Source organism: Laceyella tengchongensis, from assembly GCF_900182735.1.
Taxonomy (GTDB): Bacteria; Bacillota; Bacilli; order Thermoactinomycetales; family Thermoactinomycetaceae; genus Laceyella; species Laceyella tengchongensis.
Genome location: NZ_FXTU01000001.1, coordinates 72,145 through 91,876 on the forward strand (window position 1 = coordinate 72,145; position 19,732 = coordinate 91,876).

Genomic DNA, 19,732 nt, shown 5'->3' on the forward strand with positions numbered 1-19,732 from the left:
GAGAAGAAACCGAAGGCGCTTGCATTTGTCCACAAGCGCCTATGAAGCCAAGGCAAATGTGGTTTACAAACCCAATTGTTGTTTGGCTGCGGCCATGTCGGCGGGGAATGGTGAAGTGAATCGCATCAGTTCGCCACTGAGTGGGTGAATGAAGGCCATCTCAGCGGAGTGTAGCGCTTGTCGTTTCATATGAGCGCACGATCCGCCGTAGAGCCGATCCCCGATCAAGGGGGCGCCGATATGGGCGAAATGAACCCGGATTTGGTGCGTGCGGCCAGTCTCCAATTCCACGCGGGCAAGGGTAGCCTGGTCATTGTGGTTTAACACGCGGTAATGGGTTACTGCGGGTTCACCGCGCTCCGTTACCTTCCGCCGAGTGGGGTGGTGCGGATCACGACCAATCGGGGCGACGATGGTGCCAGAAGCTTGTGGAAGCGGGGCACTGCTGAGGGCGAGATAGATACGCTCCAGCTTTTTCTCGCGTAATTGACGATCCAACAGCTGATGCATGTAGGCGTTTTTGGCGATGAGGATCAGCCCGGAGGTGTCTCGGTCCAAACGATGGACAGGCCGGACGATTCCGCCCCCGCCCTGCTTTGTTAAGTGGTGTAAAATGCCGTGCACCAAGGTACCTCGATCAGAGGGGCGCACCGGATGGACGGCCACACCAGCCGGTTTGTCGACAACCATGAGATCGGCGTCTTCATAGATAAGCCCAAACGGCACCGGCTCCGGAGTCAGCTCCGATTGTTCTTGGGGGCGGACGGCGACTTTCAAGCGGTCCCCTGTTTTCACTTTTTTCTTAAGGTAGGGCGCGCGCCCATTGAGCAGAATGCCTTTGCTGCGTGTCAGGCGGTTTAGCATACGCCCAGAGATGAGAAGCGGACCTTTCAGCACTTCTTCAACCGTGCGATTGGCCCACGCTTCAGTAATGGTGTAGGTAATCCATTTGTTGTGGGAAGGTGATTGTTTCATTTGCTCGGCCATCTTTCCTATATATGAATATGATGTGGGGATGACTTGTCAGCTGTTCCCCAGTGTTTATTTTCTCCCACTCTGTTGATGGGTACAAGAAAAGCACTTCCCGTGAAGGAAGTGCTTGGATTGGTCATCCTTATCTTGCGTTTACGCGAATAACGTTGGCTGCTTGAGGACCACGATCGCCTTGAACGATATCGAATTCGATTGGCTCGCCTTCTTCAAGGGTTTTGAAGCCTTCGGTTTGGATAGCGGAGTAGTGAACGAATACGTCGCCACCATCTTCACGCTCGATGAATCCATAACCTTTTTCAGCATTAAACCATTTTACTTTACCCTTCATCTTTTGGGCCTCCTTACATTTAAGAAAAGCGGCAATTCAAAAGCGGTAATTCCTCAAGCACTTGGAACCTTTTGTTACTTTGAAACAAAGAGGCCGCAAGATGAAACTTGATTGAAGCACCCACTTTTAACGCTCAATCCAATCATATCATGATCAAACCGTTGATGCAAGGAAGATTGCCATGGGGGCCTCACTTGAGCAACTCTTGGTAAGGTGAAATGTCAATGTTGCGCTCTTTTAGTTTTTTTATCAAAAACTTGTGATCCCGTTTGGGAGTAGCAAGGATGTAGCCGCGGATAATGTGATCCTGCGACAATTGCTTCGCTTCCTCTTTCACCACCAGCTCCCCGATTTTGCCGGCGATGGTTTGTTTGGCCACGTCGCGGAAGAGTTCGGGCACGGGAGAGACCAAATCATTAAGTAACGCCTTGTGCTCATCGGTCCACAAATGGAGTGTTTCCTTTATGTAGTATTCCTGCCAATCGAGAATCGACTTGCCGTCCGCTTTTGGCAACGCTTTAAGGAATTTGCGAAACATAAAGTACCCACCGATGGCCATCAAGCTGATCAATGCAATCCAAAAAAGAACATAAAACCATTGCAACCAAATGGGTCCCGTCATCCGTTACCACCTCGTTTCCTGCTTGTTTTCAACGATTCATTATATCGAAGGCAATCATACGGTGACAAGCTTGCAATGAAATAGAAAAGACCTCTCATCCGGGAGAGGTTCGCATTCGTTGAGATATAATGGATGTAGGATTAGAAGAACAAGTTCATGCCGTACAGGATGAGTGCCCAGCAGGGAATGCTGATCAAGGTGGCGTTGAATAATCCGACCGATGCGTTGTTCATACAGATCTCCTCCCGTGATGTCCATGCGATGAGTGGAACCGAAAACCGGATGCGGGTTGCCTAGGTGATTGACGATGACAGTGAAATTAACCGATCAATGCTTGCCAAGCGAAGTAGATCATTGCCCAGCAAGGAATGCTGATCAAGGTGGCGTTGAATAATCCGACCGATGCGTTGTTCATACAGATCTCCTCCCGTGATGTCCATGTGATGAGTGGCACCGAAAACCGGATGCGGGTTGCCTAGGTGATTGACGATGATAGTGAAATTAACCGATCAATGCTTGCCAAGCGAAGTAGATCATTGCCCAGCAAGGAATGCTGATCAAGGTAGCGTTGAATAATCCGATCGATGCGTTGTTCATAAGGATCTCCTCCCGTGATGTTAATGTGTATGTGAACCGAAAATCGAATCCGTTTTATTCGTAATACCGATGTATATATCAATGATTAACCAATCAGTGCTTGCCAAGTGAAGTAGATCATTGCCCAACAGGGAATGCTGATCAAAGTTGCGTTGAATAATCCGATCGATGCGTTGTTCATTACGTCGCACCTCCGTTTTGCTTATCTGTGATCATTATATAGGGCGGGTTGTCGGTTTGTCCCGGATTTTACGCAACTGTAAACCACATGTAATGTTGGGGTAACTTATGGTCAAAAAAAAGACGGAACCTTTACGCCAAATGGGGCAGAGATGCTTGGAACCACTGGGAAATCTGGAAGGGGCAGCTGGTTTGTAACAGTTTGTAACATAACCGAAAACTGAGTGGCACCTCCGAACGGATGATGCTTCGTGCGAGGTGTGAGGCGTATGTGTCATCAGTATGTAACATCAATGATAAACACACTGATGCCGGGTAAAAAACGTACGGTTAGAATGGGTCTGGATAGTGTGAACAGAATGCAATATCAGATAAGATAGAGATAAAAGAGGAGGGGGACAAGGGTGAGTGACTTGTTTACAGCGAGTGAGCGGGATGCGGTGCATCGAGTGATAAAGGCCCGGCGGGATATTCGCCATTTTTCAAGCCGACCGGTACCCGAAGAGGCGATGCACCGTATTTTGGAGGCGGCGCATCATGCCCCTTCCGTCGGTTTTATGCAACCTTGGAATTTCATCATGGTCACTTCAAGAGACATCCGCCGTCAGATCAAAGATTCGTTTGAGCGAACCAATCGCCAGCAGTTGGCGCAGTTGACGGAGAAGGAGCGGAAAGAGCTGTATCGGTCGCTAAAACTGGAAGGGATTATGGAGGCTCCGGTCAATGTGGCGGTAACTTGTGACCGGCGCCGGGACGCGCCGTTTGTGTTGGGACGAGGGCCGATGCCGGAAACCGATTTGTACAGCACCTGCCTTGCTATTCAGAACATGTGGCTAGCGGCCCGGGTGGAAGGGATCGGTATCGGCTGGGTGAGCATTTTGGACAAGCCTTTTGTGGAAAAGTTGCTTCAACTTCCGGAAGGGGTGGAACTCGTTGCTTACCTGTGCGTCGGATATCCGGAGCGGTTCGGAGACAAGCCGATGCTGGAAGAGTTGGGTTGGAAAAAGCGATTGGCGTTGGGTGATTTGGTGTTTGAAAATGCCTGGGGGCAACGGTTGTCATCTTTTCAAACTACAGAGGAGGACTAGGCCGTGTCTGGCCAATATCAAGTGGATGGGAAAACGATTTTGAAGCTGCTGGCCTATTCATCAGACACGCCCTAGTCACGGGTTCTGGCGCGATGGTGAAGTTGTCATCTTAGGGGCGCGCAGCTACAGGATTGGATGGAATGACACTGAGCAAAGAGCGGTTATGGGGAGGGTTTTCATGTGGACTTGTTCATGAAATTTGTTGAGGAAAATGTAGATCGCTCACAAGACAGCAAAGTGGAGCGCATGATTTTGTTAAAAAAAGAATTAGATAAAGAATTCGCCCATTATTGCCGTAAACGGAACCTCAGTTTTAATGAGGGAATCATTCAACTGATGGAGCAGGCCTTGCAACATGAAAAACAGCATCGTAGCCAAGCGGCGCAGGAGAAAGAACCCAGCCCCGCCCGGTTTATGGATGATGCGTTGTAGGGAGCGGATCATCCCCGCCAGCAAAAAGCGGTAAGCCAGCAACGAAACGTAGCTGGCATTTCTAATGCAGTGGATGCACCAAGAGTACCTAATTTTGCAGATAAAAGGAAAAAATGCGGAAAGTCCCGGTCGCCGTAATCTACCGCTTGGCCGGGGCTTTTTGTATAATGAGCGAAAGGGGGAGGGACTGCGATGATTGTTAGAAAGAAAGGGTACTACTATGTTTTTATTAAACAGCACGATCATGGTTTGCTCTCAGGTGAGTTGGCGGCGCAAATGACGCAACCGATCCGCCCACTCGCCAAAACACTGTACGCCATCTCGCACCATGATTGGGGATGGGAGAGCTTAGACCAGTCGCCGCTGTGGAATGAAGAGACCAACGAGCCCTACTCTTTTGAAGATTATCCGATGCTACCCAAGCTAGAAGCGTACACGGATGGCATCGCCAAAGTAGTAGCGCATGATCCCTATGCGGGGTTCTTATGCAGCAAACATTACGCATCTTTTTTTACAAATATTGACGATCCGGTGGCCCGTAAGTTTCGTGAGCAAGAGTATAGCCGCCAAAACAAACTCCGCCCCCTGTTTACCGAAGAGGAAGAGGAGAATATCACGGCCAACTTCCGGTTGCTCCGTTTTTGCGACGATTTGTCGCTGGCTCTCTGTTTTAATGAACCGGGGGAAGAACCGAACCATCCATGGTTTAAAGATGGGATTTTGTATCAAGGAGAGCGATATCAATGGGTTTGGGAAGGGCGGTATCACCTACGACTTATCCCCAATCTGTTCAAACAATCGTTTACGGTGGAAATTCCGTACCAGGTGTTTGATGGTTATCGCCGGTTGGTCGGACGGGACGTGTACCGTTTCACCGTGATGGTATAAGATGAAAAAATGGCGGTTCGGCAGAAGAAAGGAGAGGGTGGACACAGGTGCTGAAGTCGAAGCCGCTGTTGGGTTCCCAGATATTTGCCGTTTCGTGACAGTTTCCAATGTATTTTGTTTTTTCAAACATAATGGTCTACAATAGTGATAGAAGCTTTGCGCCAAAGGATCATGTAACAATGATCGTCGGTTTTAGGGGGAGTGTGGCAAGTCAGGCCGGCAAGGCAGTGGCAGATAGCCGGAGTTGAAACAGCCGGCTGTCTCGTGCATTACGGGTTGCCAGGCAAGCCCTCGTTTGTGACAAGGGACGGAGGAGAGGAAGCGGTTGGATGTTCTTGGATTTAATCATCTCACATTGCGCGTGAAGCAGTTGGCAAAGAGTTTGCCTTTTTATTGCGATGTGCTGGGGATGACCTTGGTTCATCGAGGAAGAACCGATGTGTATTTGACTTGGGGTGATGCTTGGATCTGCCTGCTGGAGAAACCGGAGGAAGCGGGGCCGCCACAGGGACTGGGCATGGATCATGTGGCGTTTTCCATTTCGGAAGAAGCATTTTTTGCGGCGGTGAACACACTGCGGGAGAAGGGGGTTCCCTTGGTGCGGGAGCCGATTGAACGTGGGGGCGGCTGGTCTGTGCAATTCACTGATCCGGATGGATTGGTGTTGGAGCTGTTCACTGGCGACCTTCAAAAGAGGATGAAACAATGGAAATGATAGCGGGATGACGCGATGGGGGAGGAACGATCTGTTGAAAATCGCGGTGACCGGAGCGACAGGCCTGATCGGCGGGGCAGTAGTGAAGCATTTGTGTAGCCAAGGGCATGAAGTGGTTCCGCTGGTTCGGACGGCGCTTTGCGAGGAGCCCCATATCTACTGGAATCCTTCGCACCGAGAGTTGGAAGTGGGCAAGCTGGAAGGCATGGACGCGGTCATCCACCTGGCCGGTGAAAGCATTGCCGGTTTGCGCTGGACCAGGGAGAAGAAGAAGCGCATCTTAAAAAGCAGGGTGCAAAGCACGCGCTTCCTGTGCCAAGCGTTAGCTGCAATGGCACGCCCCCCAAAGGTGTTGTTGAGCGCCTCGGCTATCGGCTACTACGGTGATCGCCCAGCCACTGAAGAAGTGGATGAAAATAGCCCAAAAGGAAGGGGCTTTTTGGCCGAGGTGGCGGAAGCATGGGAGGCGGCAGCAGAGGATGCACGAGCAAGTGGCATCCGGGTAGTGAACATGCGGTTTGGCATGGTGCTTAGCAATCAAGGGGGAGCTTTCCCAAAAATGCTGTACCCTTTCAAATGGGGATTGGGTGGCAAGCTGGGCTCCGGAAGACAGCCAGTGAGCTGGGTATTGCTGGATGAAATTCCGCATGTGGTGTCGCATCTCTTGGAGAAGGAAGTGTGTGCGGGCCCCGTCAATGTGGTGAGCCCCGCCGCAGTCACCAACTGTGATTTTGCCAAGGCCGTGGCTGATGCGCTGGGCAAGCCAGCCAAGTTTCATGTGCCGGCACCCTTGGTCCGACTGGCATTGGGACAGATGGGGAAAGAGTTGTTACTTGGGGGATGTCGTGTTTTGCCGCGCGTCTTATTGCAAACCGGGTATGTATTCCGTTATCCGGAGTTGGCTCCGGCGCTTACCCATCTCTTAGGGCGCTGACAGGATGGGATCAGGGACGTAAATGGTGGTGAAAAGGATGGTAGCGGTGGTTATTCGCCGGGACCGGGCTCATGAGGCGGCTTCCATCACAGAGCTGGCGCTCCGTTCAAAGGCTCATTGGGGCTATGACGAAGCGTTTATGCGACAGGTGGCTGATGAGCTGACGGTGACGCCAGAAATGGTGCGCCGGTGCGATGTGGTGGTGGCGGAGCGAGCGGGGCGCTTGCTTGGATTTTATATCATCCAGGGACAACCGCCTGTTGGAGAGTTGCAGGCTTTGTTTGTCGAACCAGCTGTGATGGGGAGACAAGTGGGCCGCATGTTGTTGGAACATGCGAAGAATGCTGCTCGTGCACACGGTTTCACCTGTTTGAAGATAGATAGTGATCCCCATGCAGAAGGATTTTATTTGAAGATGGGCGCTGTCAAGATCGGGAAAGTTCCTTCGGGGGCGATTCCCGGACGGTTTTTGCCGATGCTGAAAATAGAAGTTTAGCCATTTTCCGGTTTATTCCCTTGTCTTATCGTATAAGAGGAGGCAAGGGAACAGGGCAGGGCTAGAATATTAATTATAATAATTTTTTTAATATTTGACAAAAACCGTATTTATAAGCAGATGTAAATGGTTTATTATGGTTATCGATGTAACGAAGAAAAAAGCGGATAAAGAAAAAAATGCAGGATATCATTTCGATCACGAAGGGAATAATCCTTGGTACAGATTTTACAAAATTGTGTTGAAAACGTGATGATTTGTGTAATATTATAGGAAAAAGAATGGGAGAACGACCGATATACTGGGGAGCCATGTCAAAATATTGTTAATATGAGTAAAATGTGAAATGATACGGCAATTATTCCCGGTTTTCGGCGCGGATACGGTCGGCATCGATAACCAATAGCAGTTGATAAGTGTTTCTTCAATATAAGAGGAGGGGGTTTTATGAAAGATCCCAAACAAATCTTGGATTCTTGGCGTACGGATGTTCATTCCCGTAACATCTATTCCAACCTGTTGAGGCAGTTTGACCTGGAATATCCTAATCAAAAAGGAAACCGTCGCAGACCTAAATCATTCGCCGCAAGAAACCCCAATCATACTGCTGCTGCTTTATCACTTTGCCTCGTCACAGGGTTAACGATGGGCGTCGGTTCCGCCTTTGCCGAAAACGAGGTGGGCCCCGACACAAACCAGCCTGTTGACTTGCCGCCGAGCAAAGCTTCAGTCACCCAGGAACAACCAGCTCCAGAGCGAAAAAATGTGGGTTTGGAACGCCGCATTGAAGACCGTCGTCCGCAAGAGGTCGAAATCCCTAAAAAACCACAAGTACAACAACATCAACCGGATGAAGTGAAATCCACATCCCCAGAATTGCCTCCTAGCGAAGAAAAGCCTCGTGAAGTGGTCGCAGAAAAAGAAAAATCGCAACCAACATCCGAGTCTGAACAGCCTGCCCGCAAAGATCAAATCACTAACAATCATTTATCCAGTCATCATTCACCTAAGCTCAATCAGTCGGAACAAACGATGAAGCCGCAGAAGGAATCCAAGCAACACCCATCCACCAACCAACACATTGAAGAACCTGTGCGGGTGGTCGAAGGGGAAGTGTCGCTGGAGGCTTTCTCAACGGAGAAAAAGGATGCCGGAACCAAACAGGACGCCATTAAGACGACTGCCGACACCCGCTCAACCGAGTTGCCCAAAACGATGGACGGGGGGCAATTGCCAAACACCGCTGGCAATGATTTGAACGGGGTGTTGATCGGAGGCGCCACAGCGCTAATCGGTTCGCTTTACGCGTTCAGACGGAGCCGGGTGAAGCGTTCTTGAAGTGGGACCGCGCCATCGCGCTCGCTTTGGTCACGGCTGGCGTCGCTTACGCCAGTTATTCTGCGGTGAATTATATCGAAAAACTGCAGGTGGTGACGACGGCGGCCGGCTCGGGGCAAGAGGCGCCTCAGCTTAAGTCAGCGCCACCGCGCAAAGATGCTGACCAGTGGGTGGTGGTGCCAAAAGAGGAGCGTCCAAAGCGTGGGGAACACTTCGCCGATTTGCTCATCCCCAAGTTGGACGCGCGCATGCCGATCATCGAGGGGACGCATGAAGACGAATTGGCGAGCGGGGTGGGGCATTACGCTGGAAGCGTATTGCCTGGCGAGCCGGACAACGCGGTTTTGTCCGGCCATCGCGACACGGTTTTCCGCAAAATTGGCCAACTGAAAAAAGGAGATGAGCTCCGAGTTCGTACCAAACAGGGGACCTTTGTTTACGTTATTACCAAGACGTGGGTTACAAAACCGGATGACCGTACAGTAATCGTCCCCCATGGGAAACCCGTGCTCACGTTGACGACATGTTATCCATTCACATTTGTCGGGCCGGCTCCAGAACGCTACATCATTCAATCTGAATTAAAACAGAAGCTGGATGAATCAGCTCCGGATGAACAAGGAGGATGAACATGGAACGGCCGATGATTCGTCGTACTTTCATACGTTTTTTGTTCTGGGCATTGATACTCTACACGGCGGTTAGCGCGACGGCCGTCTTGGGAGTCCAATTCGGATTGATCCCGGTTCCGCCTCGGAAAATTGCCGCTGCGGACAACCAAGCCGCACAAAAAGGGTTAGAAGCTCACTTCTCAGAACGAGCGTTTGCCGAGCAGTTTGTCCGCGAATATTTCTTTTGGACTAAAGGCAAAGAGAGTTCCCGCGCGGAGCGCTTAAGTCCGTTTTTGCACAACAACATGGATGTGCAAGCGGGACTCGATTTCAAACAAGCTGACTGGGAATCATATGCCCGCTATGTTGCGGCTTGGGATATCAAAGAGCGGCCCGATCGCTCTGGTGTGATAGATGTGACGGTGTTCGCCGAAACGATTTTGACCAAAGTCGGCAATGCCAAAATGCAGAAACGGGTTGACCGTTACATGGTGGTTTCGATCAAGAAAGTGGGCAACTCTTATCTGGTTGCGGACACGCCTTATTTGGTGGCTCCACCGGTGCCCTCCTCTCGCCAACTACCGGAAGGGCAGGATGAGAAGGAACAAGGGGAGGCGGTTAATGAAGAGATTCGTTCCCAGGTGGAAACATTCATGAAGTCCTTCTGGAAAGTGTACACCACGGGCGAACCGCAGGAAATTGCTTATTTCCAAAAAAATAGTACGCCCACCGCCGGATTGAAGGATATCTTGCAATTCATGGATTTGAAAAACTTATCCGTCCGCAAACAAGGCGATGTTTACGCCGTCACCTGTGACGTGCAGTTGAAGGATCTGTCTTCGGGAGCAGAGATGGCTTACCATTACACCTTCGACCTCGTCCGGGAAGGCGACCGTTGGTATGTTGTGAGAATGGGACAAGGGGAGATCTAGCATGATGAATTTAAGCACAATGATGTTGTTGGCTGATACTCCGGGGAAAAAACTGCAGGAGACGCTGGGTGGGGAGATTGGTTCGATCTTCTTTTTGGCTGTGATTTTCATCAGTTTGACGCTGTTCTGGAAGAGGGCGTTCACTGCTTTCATCGGCTTTGCTTTGTTCGCGATGCTGGTGAGTGTGTTTATCTTCCAGCCGGAAATGGTTTCTTCGCTGGGTTCCGACGGATTCCGCTGGTTGTTTGAGGCTGTCCTCAAATGAAGCAAATTCGCGTCTACAACCAGGTTTTTCGCATTGAAAAAACCGTATACTCCATTCAGGGAGTCCATTTGCCGCTGCCGGTGTCATACCGGCAGATGGCGTTTTTCGTCGGAACCTTGATTATCATGGTTATCCTCAACCGTGTTCCTCCCATCAGTTGGGTTGACTACTTTCTAGTTAAGTTTATCGGGATTCCAGCCTTAGTGGCCTGGTTTTTCACTCGTAAGACATTGGATGGCAAAGCACCACACCGCTTTCTCCTGCGAGTGGTGGAGCATTTTTTCGCCCCTCACCATTTTGCGCGTTACCAAGAGATTGAGCGGCCGAAGCAAAAATATTACCAATATGAAGGTGTAGTACCTTATCGCAATACAACCAGGGGGGATCAAGAATGACGCGCATCCAATTTCCCGTTAAATATTTTGAACAAAACCTGGTGTTTGGCACGGAAGGCTCTGTCTACGCTTACTATGAACTGCAGCCGTTTAACTACGATTATCGTTCCAACGACGATAAACTAAGCCTCCATGGAAATCTGGAGGCTTTTTATTGGAACATTCATGCTGACACGCATGCGCTGGTCGTACCCGAATACCAGAGCCTGGAAGAGCATCGCCAAGCGATGGAGGAGCGTCTGTGTGAAGGGTTGCGGGAGGCTGGCAAGCGTCACATTCAGACGGCCATCGACCACTTGCGCGGCAAAGACATCCATCAACACCGCTTTTTCATCGGGGTGAAGTTGAAACCGACCACTGTCAAGGGGTTGTCGTTCTTCGGCGAGCTCAACTACATTTGGAAAGATTTCAGACGGTACCTCAACAACCAAGCAGGAACGGATATGCCGGAGGTTTTCCAAGAGGAGATTGAAGCTTACCAAGTGCAGGAAGAGCTGATCTACTCCCGGGTTAACAGCTTTTTGCGTGCGCGCCGGGTCGATCCAGCGGATTTGGAGTGGTTGATCCGGCGTGGGTTTTACAGGGGAATTGCCGACACACCGCGGCGGAAAGATTGGGTGCCGCAAGCGGTGCCGGTAGAGGTGAAAGGCAAGAAGGCCAAACGGCCAGGGCGCGATATCCTCACATTGGCAGAAGGCCGGTTCGATGACTCCCATGGCCGGCAACTGGTGGTGGAACAATTCATTGGCAACCAGGCAAAACAAGGGTACATGGCCTTCCTCACCTTGTCTCATATTCCCGACAAGGCTCCGTTTCCCGGTTTAGAATGGCTGTATTGCTTGCAGCGGTTATCGTTTCCGGTGGAGGCTTCGGTCAGGACAGAGACGATTGAGTATGGGAAGGCACTGTCACAAGTGCTGAACAAGAAAAAAGAGCTGAAAGCAGAAGATGAACATGCGGTTGAAAGCGGGGAAGAAACCTCCTACCACATTTTGAATAGCCGCCAAGAGGCCAACGAACTGGAGAGTAACCTACGCACCGACAAATTTCCGTTGATCAATACGTCGATTGTGCTTTGCGTGTCCGCGTCCAACCAAGAGCAACTGAACTTGCGCATCCAAACCGTGCGTGACATGTACAGCGACATGATGATCCAAGTAGAGGTGCCGTACGGAGACCAGTGGCGCGCTTTCAATGAATTCATACCCGGCGCCAAACGGTACATCACGGATTATGTTCACTTCATGGACCCGGCCGCGGTCGGCGCCAGCATGATTGGGGCGACACGGCAACTGGGTGACGGGCAAGGGTACTTCATCGGCATGTCGCAGAATTTGCCCGTTTTCTTCCAGCATGACCGTGGACCCAAAGATAAGAAGTTGAGCACGACAGCTTCTGCCGCGTTCATCGGATCGCTGGGTGCAGGTAAGTCGTTGGGGGCTAATCTTCTAGCATACCAAGCCCTGCTGTCGGGGGCTAAAGTGTTGATCTTTGACCCGAAAGATGAACGGGCGCATTGGCCTGAATATTTGCCAGAATTGAAGGACATCTCCCGCGTGGTCACTTTGCGGGCCAGTGCGGAGGACCGTGGCAAGCTGGACCCGTTGGTGGGCGCGCACAGCATTCAAGATCGGGCCGCCGCAACGGAAACGGCCAAACGCATTCTTCAATTCCTCGCTCGCGCCGCAGATGGCACCTATGAAGCGATTGTGATCGGCAAAGCCGTGGACCATGTGGTGCAACATGCGGAGCGGCCGTCCATGATGAAAGTGATTGATACGCTAAAAGCGGGATTGCGTGAAGCTCCAGAAAAGCGGCAGGACTCGTTGGAAGAGATTGTCGATGTGCTGAGTTACCTGGCCACCTCAGGGCAAGGACAGTTGCTGTTTGGCGATGGAACGCAGAAGGCAATTGATTTGTCGTTGCCGCTTACCATCTTACAGGTGGAGGATTTGAAATTGCCGGAAGAGAGCCAAACCGACTTTGGGCGTATGGCAATTGCTCTTTTGATGGCCATTTCGGACTTTTCCCGCCGTTTCTCCAACCAGCCGTCCAGTGAGTTCAAGCTGGTGTTGTTCGATGAATCTTGGCGGTTGGCCAAAGTGCGGGAAGGCCGAGCGATCCTAGAGGAGCTGGTGCGCACCGGGCGGAGCAAAAACGCGGCCATCTACCTGATCAGTCAAAACGCCAAAGATATGCTGGGTGAAGAGATTCGATCCAATCTGGGGTGCCGGTTTGTTTTCCGTTGCCGTGACACCAAAGAAGCGGAAGCGGCATGTCAAATCTTGGGGATTGAAGCGGATGAAAACAACATTGAGACCATCCGCAACTTACCTACAGGGATGTGCCTGATGTCCGATCTGGAGAAGCGCGTCAATGAAGTGGAGATTCGCGTATTGGAAGAACGCCTGTTCACGGCGTTTGACACCCGTCCAGGCTCACGCAAACAGCCAGGGTTGGAAGCGGTGCGCCAATGAAGAGGGTTGTGGTTGGATAGCTTGAAACGAAGGGGACCAGACGCAATGATGGGGAGAAAATGGATCGCTGTCTTCCTTCTTACTCTCTTAATCATGGGAGGCAGTGCAGGAAGCGGAAGCGTGGTCTATGCGGAGGAGACGAAGCAAGAATCAGAAGGTTTCAACTTGGTCAGTGACTTGCTCACGATTTTCCCAGAAGAGAAGATTGATCGCGCCAAAGCCAAAGGATATGAGACGAAGTTCGCCAAGTACAAGCCGAGTCGCTATTCGCTGGAGATGACCCTGGAGGAACGGCAAGCTTGGGAATTGTATGATTTGGCCGCCGATTCGGGCTATATGATGATGCACCATGTAAACAATTTGGTGTGGCAAGCGTTGCTCTCATGGAACTTCACTGTCATCTTGATCGTAGAAAACGCTTTTTCCCTCGATATTGTCGACGAGTTTGCAGATGCGGTGGAAAAAGCGGTGCAGCAACTGGCCGGATTCAACGGAAGTGGGTTCGGCCAGACCGGTTTGATGGGCAATTTTCTGTTGATGATGATCATTATTGCCGGGGCGGTTATCGCTTATCAAGGGATCATCAAGAAGAAGACGCAAGACGCCTTGTCATCGATGATTACCAGCGTGGTGATCCTGATCTTGGGAATGGCCTTCTTCGCCAATGCGGGCGGGGTTATGCGTTATTTCAATGACATCAGTAGCGGCCTTAGCCAAGAGGTGATGGGTGTAGGAATCGATTTCCAAGCGGAGTTGAGTGATGATGAAGTGACTTATCCCGCTGACGTTTCCTCGCTGATCATCGCTGACAAGTTGTACAACATGATGGTTTACGAGCCGTATATCATGCTGCAATACGGCAAAACGTCGATTGACAAAGAGATTACGCCAGAACGGATTAACAAGATCTTGAATCACAAAGTGGGTAGTAGTGCCCGAAAACAAGCGGTGATCGATGAGAAGAAGGGAAGCAGTGAGCGGGGCATCGAACCCAATCCGATGGTGACGACGATGGGTGTATTTGAGCGGTTGACTCTGTTGTTGCTACTCTGCATATCCCATTTGATCTTAGGCTTGCTTTTCTTCATCATCGCCGGGGCGATGATTGTCTACCAATTCATGTTTGTGCTGATCGCTTTGTTCGCTCCGTTTGCGTTCTTGATGGCGCTTAATCCCAATTGGTCGTCGGTGGCAACAAACTGGTTCAAACGGTTTATCGGGTATCAAGTGATTAAATTGATCGTCGGCGTTTTTTTCAGCATGCTGCTTACCATCTCCCAATTTCTCTACGCTATGAACCCTCCTGACAAGGTGGGGTACATCTGGACCATCGCCATGCAATTGATCTTGGTGGTCGGCGTGATTTGGAAGCGGAATGAACTGTTCAGCATCATGAAGGCGCCGATGGGCAAAATGGATAACTTCAAAGGCGAACTCAATATTGAGATGCCGATCAATTATGTTACGAAATATACGGAAAATCTGGCCGCGCGCGCGGGGAAAATCAAGTTGCGCAAATAGGGAAAGAGGAGGGCGCAACCCATGTTTAATACAGATTTGCCCAGTGGTCGCCGCAAATTGTTTGCGTTGGTGCTCGGCGTGTTTCTCATCGTCGGATTTTCAGTTAAGTATCTGCTCATCTGGCTCGGTTGGGTGGGAGGCGCCGATCAGACCTCCCGCCCAATTCAGGGGCCGGTGGCCGCAGTTGGGTCTGACACGGAGTCTACTTCGGTGACGCCTGAAGAGGTGGCACAGGCGAAACGGGTCGCCGAACAGTTTATTCAAGCTTATACGACGGTGGATTTTAAACAACGAGACGCTTGGCTGGCGTCACTGAAAAGCCTGACTACGCCTTCCCACTATGCGGTGTTGGAGCAAGAGGCGACCCAGGCCCGTTCGCCAGAAGACACGGTGTCCACAGCATTCTCCAAACAAGGCAGAATGGATTGTGAGGCGGTGGCGTCGCGCGTTTCCTGCCTCGCGGAAGTGATCGTGATGGAAAAAGGGCCGAAGGAGTCCCTGCCGGTGGAGCGGATTTACCAGCTGCTCTTAAATGCTGACGGGGAGCGCTGGGTAGTGGAGGAGGCGCAAGCACGTGGCAACCTCGAGTAGACCTGCGACCGTCACGATCAAGAAGCCGTACATCATTCAAGGAAGAAAAGAAAAAACCGGCCGTGAAGCGAAAGTGTTGTTTCTTTCCATCCTGGCTGGTGGGGGGATTTTCTTTCTGTTTGTCTGCGCGCTACTAGGGCTTCTCTTCTTGAATCTCTTCACCGAGGGACAAACGGGGAGCGAAGTGGAACAATGGGAAGTGGCCGAAGGCTTCCCGCAGGTGGCGCAAAAATACCTACCTATTTATCAGGCAGCTGCCAAGAAGTATGGGGTACCATGGCACATTTTAGCCGCCATCCACAAGGTAGAAACCAACTTCGGCCAAGATTTGAGTGTGAGTTCGGTGGGGGCGAAGGGCCACACCCAGTTTATGGATAAAACGTGGGTCGGCTGGTCTTACCCAGGGGGAACAGCGCTCGGGGATTTGCCTGATTCCGTGGACATCACCAACCCGAGTCTCATTGCCAAATACGGCGGTTACGGGGTGGATGGCAACGGGGATGGCAAGGCTGATCCGTATGATCCTGTCGATGCCATTTACGCCACGGCCAATTATCTGGCGGCCAACCACAGCCAAGGCGAAGATTGGTTTGGCAGGAAGGGGCCCATCTGGCGCTACAACCACGATTATGAGAATTATGTGTTGAAGGTTAAGCGGTATGCTGATTCGTTTGCCCATCCTGTGCTGACGGCGGGGGGAACCGGGATTTCAACTGGCCAATTTGTCTGGCCCGTGCAAGGGGGACGCATCACATCGCCCTTCGGCATGCGTTTTCATCCAGTGAAGAAAGTATACACCTATCATGAGGGATTAGATATCGCCAACCGAGCGGGCAGCCCGATCTTGGCCAGCGACGGAGGCGTGGTGGCGGAGTCGCGTGAAGCCAGCGGTTACGGGTGGATGTTGGTCATCGACCACGGCAATGGGTTTCGCACGTTGTATGCGCATATGTACCCTGAAGACGTCAAAGTCCGCGTCGGCCAAAAAGTCTCCAAGGGGCAAGTGATCGCCTTGGTGGGATCAAACGGATGGAGCACCGGCCCGCACTTGCATTTTGAGGTGCGGAAGAACGGGCAACTGATTGACCCTAGCTTAGTGGTGAAGCAGTGAGCGGGTCAGATGGAGTAGAGGTTGTCCCGCGCTAGATGGCGAATTTGTAAGAGGATATGTTTGTCGAAAATGTGAAAATGAAGTGGGCATTTCGGCGAGAAAGGTGGGAGTATGTTGTTCGGTGAGTGGAATAAAGTTCCAAAAGGCGGCGATGACCAGCTCAGCCTTGTCGCAAGATATTTTTTCTTTGGCGTTCTCGGCTTAGGCCTGTTGATCGGCGTCTTGTACGCTTGGCGGTTCCTGGAGGGACTGTTCGGTGAGCAAGGAAAGGCCGAAGAAGCGACGGAAGCGGTGAGTAACACTTTTCAATGGCTTGGCGGCCAATTGTCATCTTGGATTCCGCTCGTCATCCTCTTAGCGATCATCATTATTGGAGGGATCATCGGCACTCAGCTGATGACCAAGTCCCATTATCGGAAACGGGCGGAGGAGCAAGTGCGTTACTTGCGGATTCTGCCGTCTAATCGCATCGAATTGGACCTGGATAAAATAGAAGAATTGACGAGAACGTTTGGCGGCATGGTTCGTCCTATCCGGATGCGCCTGCGGTACGGCCGCCCATGGTTTCGACTCCGGTTTGCTCTGCCGGCAAACAGCAAGGAGATTGGCATTTATCTCGCTTATCCGGGGGATAAGGAAAACAGTGTGAAAGACACGCTACGTAGCGTTTATCCCGCGGCAGAGCTACATGACATTCCTGAGGAGCAGTTCCCGGGGCCGGACAAAGGTGGTTCGGGCGGGCATTTCATCTTTAAGATCGGTCAGAACAAAGGGTTGCCGCTCGCTTCGTTGAGTCAGAAGAAACAGAGTCATTTGGGTAGCATATTGAACTGTTTGCGGCCGGGAACGTATCTGGATCTTCAATTCTCTCCTGTCAGCTGGAAAGAGGTGGAGGAGCGGACGGAAGACGCTGTCGATGACTTGAAGCGGAAAAAAACGAAAGATATGGACCCGGAAGAGCGCTCCCGCCGTGTCAGCTTGGTGCAACGCTTCACCGGGCGGGAACTGAGCTTTCATGTGCGGTTGTCGGTCTGGTCCAATTCTGAAAACTCCGTCTCTGTCGTGCGCTCTACCGCCGAATCGGTGGAAACGGCGCTCAAATACGATGGAGCGATCCAATTCATCCGCCATGACTGGTGGAATCCATTGAGAGACAACAATTTGGTTCCGATTCCATATCCCTGGACGATCATGACTTGGACGGGGGATGAGATTGCCAACCTTTTGCACATTCCGCCATCTAACCACTACATTTACCAGGAAGCGAAGGAGGAAGGCCCTGACACGCGCGGCTATATCGTGCACTTGGAAGACAACCAACGCTCTTTGAAGCCGGATGAATGGACCGATGGCGTCTTGATCGGGAAAATCCACCATCCGCTCGAACAGCGGGAAGTGCGCGTTCATTACGAACAGCTCAGCAAACACTTCATCTTGACCGGGGCCAGCGGCATGGGAAAATCAAGCCTGGCCGTAGAAATGATTCAATCCATTCTGGATGAGTGGTTCGATAACCCCGATGAAGCACCGGGCTTCACCATCATCGACCCGGCGCGGGAGATCATTCCCATCATCGAGAACCGTCTGCGCATCGCCGAGAAGGTGGGGGTGAATGTACCAAAAGAGAAGATTCACCATTTCAACCTTACTCACGATGCGACCCATGTTCCGTCATTAAACTTGTTGCACAAAGTTGAAGGGATGTCGACCAACCAGCTGGCTGAACAGCTGGCGACGGTGCTGGTGACGTTTGAGGAAGCGGATGAGGCGCTGTCCCGCTCCAAACGCCTCATGGCGATGGCAATCCAAAGTTTGTTGGAAGATAGTGAAACGCATACCATCTTGGGTATTGATGATATTTTCCGCAACAACGCGTTTCGCAACAAAGTGATCCAAAATGTGCAGGACCCTTATGTCAAGCGCTTCTGGGCCAATGTCGACGAAGCGGAATTGAAGCGGGAGGCGGAGCGGGTATTGCACCGGATTGACCGTTTGCTGCAAAGTCCGACCATGCGCCGGTTGTTCTGCCAGAAAGAGATGAGTTTGGACATCAGTAAATACATGGATGAAGGTCATCTGGTGATGTTTGACACTTACGGGCTCAAAGATTATGACATCCTGGTAACTATCGGGCAGCTGATCAACCAATATTACCAAGTGGCCCGCAAACGAACCACAGGCTCCAAATTCCATTTGATGATGGTGGATGAAGTGCACTTGGTGCAAATTCCGCTACTGACGGAAATCCTGCAAGAAGACCGCAAGTATCCGTTTGGCATGGGATTGATCACGCGAGAAATCGACCATTTCAACAACGAGGAATTGATGCAAGCCATCCGGTCCAATATCGGGATGGTGTTGAGTTGCGGACAAACAGAAGGGTCGGACGAAGTGGAAAGCATTACGCGTAAACACGTCACGTCCAGCTTTTTGGAGAAGTTGCCAGAACGGCACGCCGCCGTATACATCCGCTCAAAGCGGCGCCAACGCAGTGATGTGACCACCTGTGTCGTGCAAAATGAACCGCCGGTGGTCTACCGGCCCGATGGGAAAGTGGCAGATCACCGCACCAAGGAGAAAGATGATGCCTTGCAGTGGGGACTGGAGTGGGGTTTGGAGATCATGAAAGAGTCATCCGAAGTTCGCCCGATCGAAGAAGTGGATCACGAAATCGCCGAATATATGAACCAGTCCCTCTATTTTGACAAACGCTCCGAATCAGCGAATTAAAAGAGACAACCGATCCCGCGCCTGCCGGGATCGGTTTGCTACCAAGAGACCGAGGGGTGGAGGCGAAGACGATGTTCAATATGTTTAAGGCGATATTCCAGTTGTTCCGGTCGGTCATCCTATTTGTGGAAGTCGCGTTCATTTCTTATGTGGTGGGAAGTTCCATCCAATCCACCTCGTTTATGGTGATTTCGTTTGCCGTGTTATGCGGCTTACTGTTCTGGTCGGCCACACTTAGTATTTCCATTGCCTGGGTGGTACTTGGGTTCTCTATGTTTCACTTTTATATGGACCAAAACATCCTGACGAGCGCGGTGGCCGCTGTCATCATGGGCTTGTTGCGCTTGGTTGTCTGGAAATTGATGGCGTATATCAAAAAATGACCTAACCAAATATAAGCTTTCTGGCGTGTTTCTTGAAGGTTTCAAAAGTAGCAGGAAAGGGAGCATGGAATAAAGCAGTGCGGCTGAGCCGAAAGCGGGCAATGA

The 19,732-nt window shown here is 51.2% G+C and carries 20 protein-coding genes; 17 read left to right on the forward strand and 3 right to left on the reverse strand.

Translation table 11 applies throughout. From position 1 onward, the window contains the following. Positions 1-63: 63 nt before the first annotated feature. From QQZ12_RS00360 to QQZ12_RS00370, 3 genes are all read right to left on the reverse strand, one after another. Positions 64-975: an RluA family pseudouridine synthase gene (locus QQZ12_RS00360; protein ID WP_102991514.1), complete on the reverse strand. Its 912-nt coding sequence runs from the start codon at positions 973-975 to the stop codon at positions 64-66. A 139-nt stretch (positions 976-1,114) separates the two neighbouring features. Beyond that, positions 1,115-1,321: a cold shock domain-containing protein gene (locus QQZ12_RS00365; protein ID WP_102991515.1), complete on the reverse strand. Its 207-nt coding sequence runs from the start codon at positions 1,319-1,321 to the stop codon at positions 1,115-1,117. 190 nt (positions 1,322-1,511) lie between these two features. Next, entirely contained in the window at positions 1,512-1,943 is a 432-nt protein-coding gene (locus QQZ12_RS00370; protein WP_102991516.1) for a DUF2621 family protein, read from the reverse strand. 1,181 nt (positions 1,944-3,124) lie between these two features. Here QQZ12_RS00370 and bluB point away from each other — a divergent pair. From bluB to QQZ12_RS00455, 17 genes are all read left to right on the forward strand, one after another. Further along, complete coding sequence (gene bluB, locus QQZ12_RS00375) at positions 3,125-3,808, forward strand: 5,6-dimethylbenzimidazole synthase (protein ID WP_102991517.1); 684 nt, start codon at positions 3,125-3,127, stop codon at positions 3,806-3,808. A 180-nt stretch (positions 3,809-3,988) separates the two neighbouring features. Continuing rightward, a complete protein-coding gene (locus tag QQZ12_RS00380) occupies positions 3,989-4,240 on the forward strand; it encodes a hypothetical protein (protein ID WP_102991518.1) in 252 nt (83 codons plus the stop codon). Positions 4,241-4,432: 192 nt separating this feature from the next. Continuing rightward, complete coding sequence (locus tag QQZ12_RS00385; protein WP_102991519.1) at positions 4,433-5,128, forward strand: DUF3891 family protein; 696 nt, start codon at positions 4,433-4,435, stop codon at positions 5,126-5,128. Between the two features lie 325 nt (positions 5,129-5,453). Beyond that, positions 5,454-5,843 (forward strand): VOC family protein, encoded by a 390-nt coding sequence (locus QQZ12_RS00390; protein WP_022737739.1) that lies wholly within the window; start codon positions 5,454-5,456, stop codon positions 5,841-5,843. A 34-nt stretch (positions 5,844-5,877) separates the two neighbouring features. After that, entirely contained in the window at positions 5,878-6,777 is a 900-nt protein-coding gene (locus QQZ12_RS00395) for a TIGR01777 family oxidoreductase (RefSeq protein ID WP_223248015.1), read from the forward strand. Between the two features lie 37 nt (positions 6,778-6,814). Beyond that, a complete protein-coding gene (locus QQZ12_RS00400) occupies positions 6,815-7,273 on the forward strand; it encodes a GNAT family N-acetyltransferase (RefSeq protein ID WP_102991521.1) in 459 nt (152 codons plus the stop codon). A gap of 447 nt (positions 7,274-7,720) precedes the next feature. Beyond that, positions 7,721-8,611 (forward strand): hypothetical protein, encoded by an 891-nt coding sequence (locus QQZ12_RS00405; RefSeq protein WP_102991522.1) that lies wholly within the window; start codon positions 7,721-7,723, stop codon positions 8,609-8,611. After that, positions 8,608-9,240 (forward strand): class D sortase, encoded by a 633-nt coding sequence (locus QQZ12_RS00410; protein ID WP_223248016.1) that lies wholly within the window; start codon positions 8,608-8,610, stop codon positions 9,238-9,240. Before QQZ12_RS00405 ends, QQZ12_RS00410 begins: the two co-directional genes overlap by 4 nt. Before the next feature lie 2 nt (positions 9,241-9,242). Then, positions 9,243-10,154, forward strand: coding sequence for a conjugal transfer protein (locus QQZ12_RS00415; RefSeq protein WP_189318963.1), 912 nt, complete (start codon positions 9,243-9,245; stop codon positions 10,152-10,154). A 4-nt stretch (positions 10,155-10,158) separates the two neighbouring features. Next, entirely contained in the window at positions 10,159-10,419 is a 261-nt protein-coding gene (locus tag QQZ12_RS00420) for a hypothetical protein (protein WP_146130625.1), read from the forward strand. Beyond that, positions 10,416-10,814 carry a TcpE family conjugal transfer membrane protein gene (locus QQZ12_RS00425; RefSeq protein ID WP_022737745.1) on the forward strand — a complete coding sequence of 133 codons (399 nt, stop codon included), beginning with the start codon at positions 10,416-10,418 and terminating at the stop codon, positions 10,812-10,814. Before QQZ12_RS00420 ends, QQZ12_RS00425 begins: the two co-directional genes overlap by 4 nt. Beyond that, positions 10,811-13,291: an ATP-binding protein gene (locus QQZ12_RS00430; RefSeq protein ID WP_102991525.1), complete on the forward strand. Its 2,481-nt coding sequence runs from the start codon at positions 10,811-10,813 to the stop codon at positions 13,289-13,291. Before QQZ12_RS00425 ends, QQZ12_RS00430 begins: the two co-directional genes overlap by 4 nt. Before the next feature lie 45 nt (positions 13,292-13,336). Next, positions 13,337-14,812: a CD3337/EF1877 family mobilome membrane protein gene (locus QQZ12_RS00435; protein ID WP_102991526.1), complete on the forward strand. Its 1,476-nt coding sequence runs from the start codon at positions 13,337-13,339 to the stop codon at positions 14,810-14,812. A gap of 21 nt (positions 14,813-14,833) precedes the next feature. Then, a complete protein-coding gene (locus QQZ12_RS00440) occupies positions 14,834-15,403 on the forward strand; it encodes a hypothetical protein (RefSeq protein ID WP_102991527.1) in 570 nt (189 codons plus the stop codon). Continuing rightward, the gene (locus QQZ12_RS00445; protein ID WP_102991528.1) at positions 15,387-16,514 is read left to right on the forward strand and encodes a peptidoglycan DD-metalloendopeptidase family protein; all 1,128 of its coding nucleotides are present in this window, start codon (positions 15,387-15,389) and stop codon (positions 16,512-16,514) included. Before QQZ12_RS00440 ends, QQZ12_RS00445 begins: the two co-directional genes overlap by 17 nt. A 114-nt stretch (positions 16,515-16,628) precedes the next feature. After that, positions 16,629-19,244, forward strand: coding sequence for a type IV secretory system conjugative DNA transfer family protein (locus QQZ12_RS00450; protein WP_123827400.1), 2,616 nt, complete (start codon positions 16,629-16,631; stop codon positions 19,242-19,244). Positions 19,245-19,315: 71 nt separating this feature from the next. Next, on the forward strand, positions 19,316-19,627 hold the full coding sequence (locus QQZ12_RS00455) for a hypothetical protein (protein ID WP_102991530.1): 312 nt from the start codon (positions 19,316-19,318) through the stop codon (positions 19,625-19,627). Positions 19,628-19,732: the final 105 nt, after the last annotated feature.

Coding starts and splice junctions, on each gene's coding strand:
- QQZ12_RS00360 (WP_102991514.1), bottom strand. CDS start 975: ATGAAACAATCACCTTCCCACAACAAATGGATTACCTACACCATTACT.
- QQZ12_RS00365 (WP_102991515.1), bottom strand. CDS start 1,321: ATGAAGGGTAAAGTAAAATGGTTTAATGCTGAAAAAGGTTATGGATTC.
- QQZ12_RS00370 (WP_102991516.1), bottom strand. CDS start 1,943: ATGACGGGACCCATTTGGTTGCAATGGTTTTATGTTCTTTTTTGGATT.
- QQZ12_RS00385 (WP_102991519.1), top strand. CDS start 4,433: ATGATTGTTAGAAAGAAAGGGTACTACTATGTTTTTATTAAACAGCAC.
- QQZ12_RS00400 (WP_102991521.1), top strand. CDS start 6,815: ATGGTAGCGGTGGTTATTCGCCGGGACCGGGCTCATGAGGCGGCTTCC.
- QQZ12_RS00405 (WP_102991522.1), top strand. CDS start 7,721: ATGAAAGATCCCAAACAAATCTTGGATTCTTGGCGTACGGATGTTCAT.
- QQZ12_RS00415 (WP_189318963.1), top strand. CDS start 9,243: ATGGAACGGCCGATGATTCGTCGTACTTTCATACGTTTTTTGTTCTGG.
- QQZ12_RS00420 (WP_146130625.1), top strand. CDS start 10,159: ATGAATTTAAGCACAATGATGTTGTTGGCTGATACTCCGGGGAAAAAA.
- QQZ12_RS00425 (WP_022737745.1), top strand. CDS start 10,416: ATGAAGCAAATTCGCGTCTACAACCAGGTTTTTCGCATTGAAAAAACC.
- QQZ12_RS00430 (WP_102991525.1), top strand. CDS start 10,811: ATGACGCGCATCCAATTTCCCGTTAAATATTTTGAACAAAACCTGGTG.
- QQZ12_RS00435 (WP_102991526.1), top strand. CDS start 13,337: ATGATGGGGAGAAAATGGATCGCTGTCTTCCTTCTTACTCTCTTAATC.
- QQZ12_RS00440 (WP_102991527.1), top strand. CDS start 14,834: ATGTTTAATACAGATTTGCCCAGTGGTCGCCGCAAATTGTTTGCGTTG.
- QQZ12_RS00455 (WP_102991530.1), top strand. CDS start 19,316: ATGTTCAATATGTTTAAGGCGATATTCCAGTTGTTCCGGTCGGTCATC.